Annotated in this window: 7 protein-coding genes; 4 read left to right on the top strand and 3 right to left on the bottom strand. The window is 64.6% G+C overall.

Annotation, left to right across the window (positions count from 1 at the left end):
* Positions 1-6: 6 nt before the first annotated feature.
* Entirely contained in the window at positions 7-1,701 is a 1,695-nt protein-coding gene (locus tag VGQ44_03425; protein ID HEV8445837.1) for a beta-N-acetylhexosaminidase, read from the top strand.
* Here VGQ44_03425 and VGQ44_03420 read toward each other — a convergent pair.
* The gene (locus VGQ44_03420; GenBank protein ID HEV8445836.1) at positions 1,698-2,210 is read right to left on the bottom strand and encodes a histidine phosphatase family protein; all 513 of its coding nucleotides are present in this window, start codon (positions 2,208-2,210) and stop codon (positions 1,698-1,700) included. The two genes, VGQ44_03425 and VGQ44_03420, sit on opposite strands and share 4 nt — an antisense overlap.
* Positions 2,211-2,545: 335 nt before the next feature.
* Here VGQ44_03420 and VGQ44_03415 point away from each other — a divergent pair, with 335 nt between their 5' ends.
* Entirely contained in the window at positions 2,546-3,202 is a 657-nt protein-coding gene (locus VGQ44_03415) for a hypothetical protein (protein HEV8445835.1), read from the top strand.
* A 15-nt stretch (positions 3,203-3,217) separates the two neighbouring features.
* On the opposite strand, the gene VGQ44_03410 is transcribed toward VGQ44_03415, so the two are convergent.
* A complete protein-coding gene (locus VGQ44_03410; GenBank protein ID HEV8445834.1) occupies positions 3,218-4,678 on the bottom strand; it encodes a Xaa-Pro aminopeptidase in 1,461 nt (486 codons plus the stop codon).
* A gap of 52 nt (positions 4,679-4,730) precedes the next feature.
* The gene (locus VGQ44_03405) at positions 4,731-7,604 is read right to left on the bottom strand and encodes an insulinase family protein (GenBank protein ID HEV8445833.1); all 2,874 of its coding nucleotides are present in this window, start codon (positions 7,602-7,604) and stop codon (positions 4,731-4,733) included.
* Positions 7,605-7,753: 149 nt separating this feature from the next.
* Here VGQ44_03405 and VGQ44_03400 point away from each other — a divergent pair, with 149 nt between their 5' ends.
* Both VGQ44_03400 and VGQ44_03395 read left to right on the top strand, forming a co-directional pair.
* Positions 7,754-10,687, top strand: a complete 2,934-nt coding sequence (locus tag VGQ44_03400) for a DNA/RNA non-specific endonuclease (protein ID HEV8445832.1) — start codon at positions 7,754-7,756, stop codon at positions 10,685-10,687.
* An 85-nt stretch (positions 10,688-10,772) separates the two neighbouring features.
* Positions 10,773-13,022: a DPP IV N-terminal domain-containing protein gene (locus VGQ44_03395; GenBank protein HEV8445831.1), complete on the top strand. Its 2,250-nt coding sequence runs from the start codon at positions 10,773-10,775 to the stop codon at positions 13,020-13,022.
* Positions 13,023-13,047: the final 25 nt, after the last annotated feature.

Here is a 13,047-nt window from a genome sequence, read left to right as displayed (position 1 = left end):
ACGCGCATGAGAACAGCCGGAATTCCTCTCGCGCTGCTCCTCGCGCTGCTCCTCGCGCTGCTCCTCGCTGGCGCGGCGCCCGCCGTTCTCGCGGCGCAGACCGCCACCGATGTCTCGATCATTCCTCGTCCGGCATCCGTCTCTCTGGGGCGAGGGACGTTTCAGCTGACCGCACGCACCGCGCTGTGGACCGACCGCGACGACAGCGCCGTCGCTCGCCGGTTCGTGCGCGACATCGCGCCCGCCACCGGCTTCGACCTGCGTGTCGGCGTCGGCGGATCGAAGACGGGAAATCGGATCGTCTTTGCCCACACCGCGCGCGACACGAGCTTGGGACGAGAGGGCTACCGGCTCGCCGTGACGCCGAGCGTGATCACGATCACCTCCGCCGCTCCCGCGGGCGCCTTCTACGCGACGCAATCCCTCCGGCAGCTTCTCCCGCCTGAAATCTTCCGCGACGCGCCGATCGCCGGCGTGAAATGGACGATCCCCGCCGTCACGATCGTCGATCGCCCGAGATTCGCCTGGCGCGGCATGCACCTCGACGTCTCACGCCACTTCATGCCGAAGGAGTTCGTGAAGAAGTACATCGACCTGCTGGCGCTGCACAGAATGAACTCGTTTCACTGGCACCTCACCGACGACCAGGGGTGGCGCATCGAGATCAAGAAGTATCCGCGCCTCACGTCGGTCGGTGCGTGGCGGTCGCAGACCCTCGTCGGTAAGGCGCAGCGCGATTCGACGCTCGACGTCTACGACCACAAGCCGCACGGCGGCTTCTACACGCAGGATGACGTGCGAGAGATCGTGGAGTACGCGCGCGAACGATTCGTTCGAATCGTGCCCGAGATCGAGATGCCCGGACACTCACAAGCCGCGATCGCGGCATATCCGAGCCTGGGCAACTTCGGCGACTCTGTTCCGGTTTGGAATCGTTGGGGAGTCACGCCGCACATCCTGAATCCGTCCGACACGACCATCGCGTTCATGCAGGACGTGCTCACCGAAGTCATGGGACTCTTTCCGGGCGACTTCATTCACATCGGCGGCGATGAAGCCATCAAGCCGGAGTGGAAGGCCAGCCCGCGCGCGCAAGCGAAGATCAAGGCGCTCGGCATCGCCCCCGATGATCCCAACAACCCGCGGGATTTCCGCGCCGAAAACGAGTTGCAGAGTTGGTTCACAACGCAGATGGATCACTTTCTCACCGCGCACGGGCGCCGGCTCGTCGGATGGGACGAGATCCTCGAAGGAGGACTCGCGCCGAACGCCGTCGTGATGTCGTGGCGCGGAATCGCCGGCGGCCTCGCCGCCGCGCGCGCGGGCCACGACGTGATCATGACTCCGGGCGACTACACGTACTTCGACCACTATCAGTCGCGCAGCCAGGCCACGGAGCCGCTGGCCATCGGCGGATTCCTACCGCTCGATTCCGTCTACGCCTACGAACCGATTCCCGCCGAGCTCGAGCCGCAGTTCACCTCACACATCCTCGGCGCGCAGGGACAGGTCTGGACCGAGTACATCGAAGGTCCGAAAAACGTCGAGTACATGGCGTTGCCGCGCGAGGCGGCGCTCGCCGAGGTGCTCTGGTCGCCGAAGTCGCGTCGTGACTTTGCCGATTTTTCGGCGCGGCTTCCCGCGGAGCTCGCGCGTCTGCAATCGCTCGACGTGAATTACCGGCCGCCGACGAAACCTTAACCTTGTTTGGCGATCGCTCGCAGATGACTCGGATGAAGCGCCCACTCGAGCGTGCCGCCGCCCTTCTTCGGCGCGCCGGCGAAGGCGATGAGGCACGCACCGCCCTTCTTCAATTCGAGTCGCGACTGCTTGTCGCCGCAGATCAACCAGGTCGCCAACGCGCTCAGATGCGGCTCGTGTCCGACGACCGCCACGACGTCTTGGTGCCCCTGCTCCGCGAGCCAGGTGACGAAATCGGGGAAGGCCGCTCTCGGCCGAAGCGCGTCCGTCGTCGCGCCGATTTCGAGTCCGTACTCCTTGCCCACGATGTCGGCCGTCTCCTGCGCGCGAGTCAAAGGGCTCGCTGCCAGCAAAGAAATGTCGGGCACGAGCGCGCGAATTCCTTCCGCGCCGAGCTTCATCTTCGCGCGGCCTTCGTCGGTGAGCGGTCTGACGTCGTCCGATTTGCCGGAGCTGGCGAACGAGTCGCGATCCTCGGCGATCGCATGTCGAATGATCAGCAAGTGCATTGGCGGCCGCATTCCTCGATTGGAGATGCCACGAGACGCATTCTCGTAAGCTTCATGACAGCCGCAAGTCTCGCGCTACTAGCTGAACCTGCCGCATCGCAGAGCTCGCAAAGGCGCGCGTCCCCTACTCCCGAACTGTGGCCGACCGACACATTCTCGATTCTCGCCTATGATCCCGCCACTGGTGAGCTCGGTGGGGTGGTGCAATCACGTGTGTTCTCCGTCGGCGGCCGCACAAAGACAAATTCCGCGCGCACCGTAGCAACTGTCTGGCGTGCCCGGCCGTCGGCTTTAGACTGGATGGTCGGCCTTCTCACCCGTTTCGAGGAGCAGTCGTGCAGAACTCAGTGATCCGTGGGCGCGCGTTTGCTCGCGTCGCGGCGATCGTGCTTGCGTTGGCCGCCAACTCGGCTACGGCTCTCTGTCAGTTCGGCGGCGGCGGCGGGGGGGGCGGAGGTGGTGAGCCGATGGTTCGCGTCGGGTTCGGCGGCGGCGTGACCGTGCCGGTTTCCGACGCAAAGGACGCGCTTCAGAACGGCGTGAACGGGACAGGCTTCGTGCTCGTGAATTTTCTCGGGGCCGGCCTCCCGGCGCTGCGATTCGCGTTCACCTACGATCGGTTCGACTACAAACCGGCGGTCGCGAATTCCTCTGTCGGTTCGGTCAGCACGAGCAATCCAGGGACGAGCCAGATTCTCGGAGGCACCGCCGGGATCAAGATTCACCTCGTCCCCGGACCGGTCAGTCCGTTCGTGATGGCAGGAATGGGCGCATTCAACGTGCGCGACCTGGTCAACGGGGCAAGCGGAACGCAAAGCACGCTGTCCAACACGAACTTCGGCGTCGACGGCGGCGGCGGCATCGAGGCGAAGTTCGGCCGCGTGTCAGCGTTCGCCGAAGCACGGATTCAGAACGTGTTCACGCAGAGTAGCGGCTTGATCAAGCGAAGCTCGATCCAGTCGATCCCCGTCACGTTCGGAATTCTTTTCTGACCGAGTACCGTCCGCCTAGGGGACGACCGGCCGAGTGCGCTTTTTCATCAGCGCCTCGATCTCCGCGATCTCGCGTGGCGCGTTGCTCAATCGTTCGAGACCGGTGTCCGTGATCAGATAGTCGTCCTCGATCCGGACGCCGGTTCCTTCGTACCGGGCGACCGCGGGCTTCACCTTCGCGATGAACGCCCGGTTCTTCGGCGTGTCGGGCAGCGCGTCGATCATGCGCGCGCTGACGTAAATCCCCGGCTCGATCGTGAACACGTCGCCAGGCTGATAGACGCGCTCGCCATATGAGAATTGCGCGGGATCGTGCACCGCGAGGCCGAGCCCGTGGCTGATGCCGTGGATCATCCACAGCATTCCCTGCTTGCACATCGATGGCGTGCGCTCGCAGTTGGCCTGCCACGGCGGATCGAACGTCGCGTCCTCGCTCTCGATCAAGCCCAGCTTCGCGAGTCCGCGCGCGCGGACGGCAACGGACGAATCCTGCGCGGCGGCCGCCGACTTTCCTGGACGCGCGTTGCGCTCGGCCGCGGATTGCGCGTCGCGGACGAGTTGGTACATCGCGCGCTGCTCGGGCGAATATGTGCCGCTCACCGGAATCGTCCGCGTGATGTCCGCCGCGTAGCCTTCGTACTCCGTCGCAGCGTCGATCACGACGACGTCGCCCGGCTTCGTTTGGCCGCGGTCCTTCATGTAGTGAAGCTGCGTTCCGTTCAATCCCGAGCCGACGATCGAACCGTACGCGGGACGCGATCCCCCGAGTTTGGTGAACGTGTATTCGAGCGCGGCCTGGAGCTCGTATTCGTGCGACGGCATCGGCGCGGTCATGGCCGCGCGGTGGCCCTCGGAGCTGATCTCCGCCGCTTTTTTTAACAGCGCGATCTCCGCGGCACTTTTTTTCGCGCGAAGCTGGTCGACGAGCGTTGCGGCGTCCTTCGCGACCAGACCGGGGTGCTTCGACTCCAGCGATCGAACGAAGACGCGTCCCCGCGTGAGCGAGTCCGCGCGCGAAAAATCGGCGTCCTCGAAATCGGCGAGCGTGTAGAGCGGAAGACCGGCGCTGGCCAACGAATCCGCGACCGCTCCGACCGCCGCGAACGACCGCGCTCGCACCCCGAGCGTTTTTTCGACCGACGCTGAATCGGGCCGCCAACCGTAGTAGAACGCGGCGCGCGGGTCGGCCGGCGTGAGAAACAGCGTCGTCGTCCCGACGCCGCGGCGCACGACCATCACCATCGCCGCGTCGGGCTCGTCGAAGTTCGTCAGGTAGTGGAAGGCCGGCAGTTGGTGAAACGGGCCGAAGTCCGTGATCGGCGTCCGTCCACCGAACGCGATCACGAACCCGCTGTCGATCTTCTTCGCCAACGCCTCACGCCGCGCCGAGAATTCACCTTGACCGATCTGCGCCGCCGCGGGCACCGCCGCGACAAGCATCGCGACGGCGCCACGCACCATTCCCAGTCGGAACATCGTCGTTCCTCTTCGCTGTTGTTTGTTCACCGGCCCACCGGCCCACCGGCCCCTACGGATTCACCTTCGCGTTCTCCGGCAACAGCACGAACCGCGCGTAATTGTTCGTGTCGAAGTACTTCTTCGCGGCGTCCTGAATCTGCCCGGCGGTGAGGCCGGCCAACATCTGATCGTACGGCTTGAGCAGGCCCGCGATGTCTTCCCCCGCCTGCTGGCGAGCCATGATGTTGCCCACCCAGTAGGCGTTCTGCTTCACTTCCACCTCGCGAGCACGCGTGAGCTGCTCCTTCACCTTCGCCAGATCCGTCGCCGAGGGTGGCTTCGCTTTGAGTGAGTCGATCATTGCGAAGACGGCCTTGCTGAGCATCTCGACGTTCTCCGGCGACGAATTGAACTGCACGCTCAACTCGTACTCCTGGCGCGGGATGCGGCCGCAGCCTCCGCCGAAGCTCGGGCTGTAGGTACCGCCGAGTTTTTCGCGAAGCGTCTCGTCGAGCTTGATTCGGAAATACTCGACGAGGGCGCGGAACGCAAAGCGCGTCTCGGGCGCATAGGTGCACGCGCCGGTGAACTGGATGAGCGTGTTCGCCTTGGGCTCGACGCCCTTGCGCACCACCTTCTCGACGACGCCCTTGGGCGGCGCCCCGCCGTTGTCGCGGAATGTCTCGTTCTTGTGTGTGGACGGCAGCGACGCGAGGTACTTCTCGACGAGCGGCTTGAGTGTCACCGTGTCCACGTTGCCGACGAACAGGAACGTGAAGTTGCCCGCGTCCGCGAACCGATCCTTGTAGAACGACAGCGACTTGTGCGGATCGAGTTCGGCGAACACCGGCGCCGTCAGCGGGCGCGCCCGGAAGTTGTGCTGCGACATCGTCCAGCTCACCGTGTCGCCGAACACCTGGTCCGGATCGTTCCCTTTGTCCGCGAAGAACGCCGCCGCCTGGTTCTTCCACGCCGCGAACGCCGACTCATCGAGGCGGGGGGCCGTGAAGTCGAGATACGCCAGCTGGAAGAGCGTCTCCAGATCCTTCGGCGACGCATGGCCGCTCAGCGCTTCACCTGTCTCGCTGACCGACGGGCTCACCGCCGCTGCCTTTCCGGCGAGCTTCTTTCCCAGATCGACCGCGCTGAAGTCGCCGATGCCGCTGAGTCCCACCACGCTCGACGCGAACGCCGCCGAGATGAAGTTCGAGTCCGGCGCGAGCGACGAGCCCCCCATCGCCGACGCGCTGAACAGCACTTCGTCGTCCTTGAAGTCCGTCGGCTTCACCAGCACGTGCGCGCCGTTCGACAGCGTCCAGTCAGTGACGCTCACGGACGGAATCGTCTTCGTTGCCACGATCTTGCCTGGCGTTGGATCGTTCGCGACGAGCGCACCACTCGACAGATTCTCGGTGTACGCGACGACCGGCGTCTTCGCCGCTCGCTCGAATACCGCCTTGAGCTCCGCCGCCGTGGGCACCTTCACGCTGTCCTTGGCAGGCGATTCCGCGATGATCACGCGATTCTCGTCCGTGATCCACGCGCTCGCCATCTTGTTCACTTCGGCCAGCGAGATCGTCGGCACGAGCTGCTGCACGAGCTTGTACTCGTAGTCGATCCCCGGGAACGGCTCGCCGTTCAAGTAGTTGTCGATGTATTCCTGCACGTACGAAGCCGACTGCGACTTGTCGCGCTCGGCGTAGGCTCGCTCGTAGCCGCGCAGCATGTTCTGCTTCGCGCGATCCAGCTCGCTCTGCAGGAACCCGAATTCATCGACCCGCTTCGCCTCGAGCAGCAGCGCTTGGAGCCCCACGTCGATCGTGCCGTTCTTGACGTTCGCCGCGAGGGTGAAGGCGTCGCTCTCGCGTCCGATGAACGACCCCTTCGATGCGTCGCCACCGAGGAACGGGGCGTCGGGCTTCTGCGAGATTTCCTCGAGCCGCGCGTTGAGCATCGACAGGTACAGACGCTCCATCAGGTCGCGCCGGTAGTCGCCGACCGTCTTTGTTTTCTCGAGCGGCAGCTTGAACATGAGACTCACGTCGGAGCCCTGCGCTTCCTTGTCCGACGCGACCGCGATCAACGGCTCTTTGTTGGGCGGCACGGTGATGGTCGGCCGCTTCGTCGGATTCACCGCCTTGGGAATTCCGCTGAAGTGCTTCTTGATCAACGCCTCGATGGCCACCGGATCGAAGTCGCCGACCGCGATCACGGCCTGGAGGTCCGGCCGATACCAGGTCTTGTAGAACGAGCGGACGCGCGCCGGCGTCGCCGTCATGATGCTCTGCTCGTTGCCGATCGGCAGCCGCTCGGCGTAGAGCGATCCGCGCAAGGCGATCGGGAGCCACTGGTGTAGCATGCGATCGCTCGCGCCCTTGCCCAAGCGCCACTCTTCGCGCACGACGCCGCGCTCGTCGGTGACCTCGCTCGAATCGAACAGCTGTCCGCGCGCCCAGTCCTCGAGGATCGTGAACGCTTGGTCCACGATCCGCGCCGTGTCGGTCGGAATGGGCAGGATGTACACCGTCTCGTCGAAGCTCGTGTACGCATTCAAATCGGCGCCGAACCTTACGCCTATGGACTGCAGGTACTTCACGAGATCGTTGTGGTTGAAATGCGTCGTCCCGTTGAACGCCATGTGCTCGACGAAGTGCGCGAGCCCGAGCTGGTTCTCGTTCTCGAGCACCGACCCGGCGTTCTCGACGAGCCGCAGTTCGGCGCGCTTCTCGGGTTTGTGGTTGACGCGGATGTAGTAGCGAATGCCGTTCGGCAACGAGCCGACTTTGACCTTTGGATCGGTCGGCAGCGGCGTAGACGCGGACGGCGCGGCGGAAGGAGCTGTGGCCGTTTTCGCCTGTTGTGCGCCGGCGGGCGCGAAAGCGGGGACCGCGAATGAAACGAGCGCGGCCGTAACAATGCGAAAAGCTGGGTGGGTGTTGGACATGGTCGAATGTTACCCGGTCGAAGCGTTCTCGTTGCCCGTGCTTATTGTCGAACCCGGCGATTGGCGTAGGTTCTCCGCCGCTGGTCGGCGATTCGACGCAGATTCGCTGCCAAACTCCGCTTCGAATTCATATGAGGATCCCACCCGAGATGCGACCTCGCGCCGCGAGTCATACAATCGCCTTACTCCTTGGCATCAGCCTTGTTTCCTGCTCGGAAAACCCGATCGCCCCGTCAGGGATCAGACCCGGCTCGGCGCGACGCGACGAATCGGCGAGCCGGCCGTCGATCGTCATCAGTCAGATCTACGGCGGCGGCGGAAATTCCGGCGCGACGCTGAAAAATGACTTCATCGAGTTGTTCAATCCTGGCGGCGTCGCCGTCTCCGTCACTGGATGGAGTGTGCAGTACGCCTCGGCGAACAGCACCACCTGGGCGGCCACGACCCTGTCGGGAACGATCCCGCCCGGCGGCTATTACCTCGTGCAAGAGGCGGCGGGCGCCAATGCCCAAGCCGCCGCGCTTCCGACGCCCGATGCCACGGGCACCATTGCGATGTCGGCCACAAACGCAAAGGTGGCGCTCGTCGCGTCGACGGCGCTGATCACCGGCGCGTGCCCCGCGGCCGTCGATATCGTTGGTTACGGCGCCGGGACCTGCGCGGATACGACGAGGACGCTGACCAACACGACTTCGGACAGCCGAAACGATAGCGGCTGCGCGTATACGGCGAGTCCGAGCGCCGATTTCACCAGGGTTAGCCAGCCCCTCACCCCCAGAAACAGCGCCACCGCGGTCCACGTGTGCCCCGGGCAACTGCCCCTCGGCCCCCTCGATCACGTCACGATCGGGGGACCGGCCACCGTCTCGTTGACCGCCGGAACTACCGCGACATTCATCGCCACGCCACAGGACGCGAATAACCAAACCGTGCCGACGGCGACGCTAACCTGGTCCTCCAGCAACAGTGCGGTTGCGAGCGTTGATCCGGGAACCGGCCAAATCACGGGCGTCGCCGCCGATCCAAACCCCGTCACGATCACGGCGACCGCGGTCGACAACAGCATCACCGTGACCGCAGGCATTCAGGTCACCGTGACGACGCCCGAGATCCACTTCATCGACGTGAGCTACTCGTCGACGAGCATCGTCCCCGGCTTCCAGGCTCAGATCTTTCTCACCGCGCGCGTGTCCAGCGGCGGCACGATCGTGCCCGCGACATTCACCGTCGAGGCGCTCGATCCGGCGATCGCCACAGTGCTCACGCCCTCACCCGGCGCGTTCATCATCAACGCCGTCGCGCCGCCCGCGATCCCGGGAAACAAGCCGCGGCTCAAGATCACCGCAACGCCCGTGGGAGGCGGCACCCCTGACGAATTCACCACCGGGGGATTGCCGTCGTCGACGACGTCCATCACCGTCGAGATTCCCGTCAGTGCGTCGCCGTCGATCTATGCCAAGAACGACGAATTCGGCGATCCGACACCGGCGGGGGGGAACCCGAACGACCTGCTCATCACTCGTCCGGAGTACGTGCTCTCGTACAACGAGTCGCGCGGCACGCCAAACTGGGTCTCGTACGAGCTCGACAGCCGGCAGTTCGGGAACGAGAACCGGTGCAACTGCTTCACCGCCGATCCGAACCTGCCGGCCGACAAGCAGATCTTCACGTCGGACTACACCAACGGCGGCTTCGATCGCGGGCACATGACTCGCTCGGCCGATCGCACGACGACCAACATGGAGAACGCAACGACGTTCTATCTCACGAACGTCGTCCCGCAGCAGGCCGATCTCAATCAGGGCGTGTGGGCGCAGTTCGAGAATTTCGTCGCCGATTCCGCCGAAGCCGGGCGCGCGGTCTACATCATCACCGGCCCGCTCTACAGCGCGACGCACCAACTCACGTTCTTGAAGAACGAGGGCAAGGTCGCGGTTCCCGACAGCACGTGGAAGATCGCGCTCATCGGTCCGGTCATTGACGGCGTCCCGTTCAAGCTCGGCGACATCCAGACGTGGGATGATCTCGCCGGTGTCACCGTGCTCGCCGTCAACATGCCCAACATCGCCGGCGTGCGGAACGATCCCTGGCAGAAGTACCTCACGACGGTCGATAGGATCGAGACGTCCACGGGCTACAACTTCCTCTCGCTTCTCCAGACGTCGTACCAGGATGCCGTCGAAGCGGGGGATCATCGGCCGGTCGCCAGCTTCTCCATGAGCGGCACCACGAACGAGGGTTCGTCGCTCAAGTTCGACGCATCCGCCAGCACGGATCCTGACCTCGGCCGCGATGACCTCGGCCGCGCCGAAGCGCTCACCTACACTTGGCATTTCAGCGACGGCGGCCAGACGTCCGGCAAGGTCGTCTACCACACGTTTCACGATAACGGATCGTTCACCGCGACGCTCACCGTCGCCGACGCGTTCGGTTGGGAAAGGAACTCGATGCAAACCGTCGTCGTCGCGAACGTCACGCCGAGCGTCACCTTCGGCGCGACGACACCGACGTCGATTCTCTCCGGTGACGCGGTCAGCGCGGCCGGCGGCTTCACCGATCCGGGCGACGACGCCGCGTGGCACACTCTCATCGACTGGGGCAACGGTGCGACGACGCCCGGCACCTTCAACGCGTCGGGCGCCTCGATCACCGGGTCCTCCATTTTCCTCGCCCTCGGCAGCTACACCGTCACACTCTCCGTGACCGACAAGGACGGCGCCACCGGATCGAACTCGTTCTCGGTGAATGTCGCGCCGCGCCCCGTTCCGACCACGATCGAGTCGCCGACGATCAACTTGAACGGAAATGGGAACGGCAACGTCTCGCTCACACTCACCAATGGGAACGGGGTTGATGTCTCGCTGGTCGACATTTCATCCATTCGCCTCGGCAGCGTCGGAGTCGCGCGCAACGGAAGCGGATTTCAGTCCGAGGTGCGGGGAGGCTCGCTCATTCTGAACTTCAGCCGGCTCGCGCTCACGAACGCCGGCGTGCTGACGCCGTCGACCACGGAGCTCGACCTCACGGGCTCGCTTACGACGGGCGTCCAGATCGCGGCGGCGGTGAGCGTGGTCGTGCACTAGTCGCGTGGCGTGACCGGCGGTGTGGTTGCCCGCCGGTCACCCCGACGGCAATTTCAGCGGCGAGCTGAAACTCCGTCGAGGATCCATGCGAACCCGTGTTCTTGCCGTGTCGGCGACTCTCGCCGCCGCGTTGTCCCTTCCCCGCCCGACTTTGGCGCAACAGCGCGCCGTCACCGCCGCCGACTACGCGCGGGCGGAACGGGCCATGAGCTACAACGTCATCCCGCTCGTCTTCGGAACCGCGGTCCGTCCGACGTGGCTGCCCCTTCCCGACGAGCGTTTCTGGTTCCGCGACGTGACGCCGACCGGCACCCAGATCATCCTCGTGGACCCGGCGAAAGGCACGCGAACGCGCTGCGACAACGAGCCGGCTCACTGCGGCATCGATTTCCCGCCGGACACGACCGGCGGACGTGGTCGCGGCGGAGTCGCCGGCCGCGGCGGTGGTGGCCGAGGACGCGGCGGCCGGCCGCCCGAGACGATGTCACCCGACGGGACCAAAGGCGCGTTCATCCGGGATTGGAATCTGTGGATTCGCGACGTCGCCAGTGGGCGAGAAACGCAGCTGACGACCGACGGCGTGAAGAACTTCGGCTACGCCACCGACAACGCCGGATGGCAAAACAGCGACCGCGCAATTCTTCTTTGGTCGCCCGATTCCAAGAAGATCGCCACCTTCCAGCAGGATCAGCGCAACGTCGGCGAGATGTATCTGGTGAGCACCAAGGTCGGCCACCCCGACTTGCGCACGTTCAAGTATCCGCTTCCGGGCGATAGCATCGTCACGATGATCCAGCGTGTGCTCATCGACCTGAGTGGCACGACGCCGCGCATCGTGCGGCTCCAAATGCCGCCGGACCAGCACCGCTCGACGCTCTGCGACGACGTAGCTTGCCGGGGAGGCTCGTGGTCGGATGTCGAGTGGTATCCCGACGGCTCGCATCTGGCCTTCGTCTCCACGTCGCGCGATCACAAGCACGAGGTTCTGCGAATCGCCGACGCCAACACCGGCGCCATTCGCGACGTGCTTCAGGAATCGACGAAGACACAGTTCGAGTCCGGCAACGGACGCGTGAACTGGCACGTGCTGCCGGCGTCGAACGAGGTGATCTGGTTTTCAGAGCGCGACAACTGGGGACAGCTGTACCTCTACGATCTCACGACGGGACAGCTGAAACACCAGATCACGAACGGAGACGGCAACGTCACCCAACTCGTGCGCGTCGATGAGCCGAAGCATGAGCTGTACTTCGCGGGCGTCGGCAAAGAGGCGGGGCGCGACCCGTACTTCCGGCACTTCTACAAGATCGGAATGGACGGCAAGGGGCTCACGCTCCTCACGCCGGAGAACGCCGACCACGACGTGTCGCTTTCGCCGAACAACAAATACCTCTTCGACACGTACTCCACCCCCACGACGCCGCAGACCAGCGTGGTGCGCGACCTAAACGGCAAGGTCGTCGTCGCCGTCGAGAAGGCCGACATCTCGCGCCTCGTCGCGACCGGATGGAAGCCGCCCACGCCGATCATACTGAAAGCGCGCGACGGCAAGACGGACATCTACGGATTGATGTACACGCCGGTGAGTCTGGATTCGACAAAGAAGTACCCGATCATCAACCACATCTACCCCGGTCCGCAGACCGGGTCGGTCGGCGGACGCACCTTCAACCCGGCGCGCGGCGACGCGCAGGCACTCGCCGACCTTGGCTTCATCGTCGTCGAGATCGATGGCATGGGAACGCCGTGGCGCTCCAAGGCCTTCCACGATGCCTATTACGGCAACATGGGCGACAACACCCTCCCCGATCAGGTGGCCGGCATGCGCGAGCTCGCGCAGCGTTATCGATGGATCGACATCGACAAGGCGGGCATCTACGGTCACTCCGGCGGCGGCTTCGCGACCGCCGACGCCATGTTCCGGTATCCCGATTTCTTCAAGGTGGGCATCTCGGAATCCGGCAACCACGACAACCGCGTCTACGAGGACGATTGGGGCGAGCGGTACGAAGGCCTCGACGATGGCCATAATTACGAAGACGCCGCGAACCAGAATCTCGCCAAGAATCTCAAAGGCAAGCTGCTCCTCGCGCATGGTACGCTCGACAACAACGTGCCGCCGAACAACACGCTCCTCGTGGCCGACGCGCTGATCAAGGCCAACAAGGATTTCGATCTGCTCATGCTGCCCAACCAAGCGCACGGCTACGGCACCGAAGCCAACTACATGACGCGGCGACGCTGGGACTATTTCGTGAAGAACCTCCTCGGCGCCGAACCGCCGAAAGAGTACGAGTTGGGACCGAAGCAGGCCGGAACGCCGGTAACGCCGTAGCGGCGCCGCGCGGCCGCCATTCCCG

The organism is Gemmatimonadaceae bacterium, from assembly GCA_036003045.1.
Lineage (GTDB): Bacteria > Gemmatimonadota > Gemmatimonadetes > Gemmatimonadales > Gemmatimonadaceae > JAQBQB01.
Note: the sequence above shows the minus strand (reverse complement) of the source record. Positions and strands in the feature narration are given on the sequence as shown.

Excerpts from the sequence above, each read along its gene's own strand:
- VGQ44_03410 (HEV8445834.1), bottom strand. The coding sequence starts at position 4,678 with ATGTTCCGACTGGGAATGGTGCGTGGCGCCGTCGCGATGCTTGTCGCG.
- VGQ44_03395 (HEV8445831.1), top strand. The coding sequence starts at position 10,773 with ATGCGAACCCGTGTTCTTGCCGTGTCGGCGACTCTCGCCGCCGCGTTG.
- VGQ44_03400 (HEV8445832.1), top strand. The coding sequence starts at position 7,754 with ATGCGACCTCGCGCCGCGAGTCATACAATCGCCTTACTCCTTGGCATC.
- VGQ44_03405 (HEV8445833.1), bottom strand. The coding sequence starts at position 7,604 with ATGTCCAACACCCACCCAGCTTTTCGCATTGTTACGGCCGCGCTCGTT.
- VGQ44_03420 (HEV8445836.1), bottom strand. The coding sequence starts at position 2,210 with ATGCACTTGCTGATCATTCGACATGCGATCGCCGAGGATCGCGACTCG.
- VGQ44_03425 (HEV8445837.1), top strand. The coding sequence starts at position 7 with ATGAGAACAGCCGGAATTCCTCTCGCGCTGCTCCTCGCGCTGCTCCTC.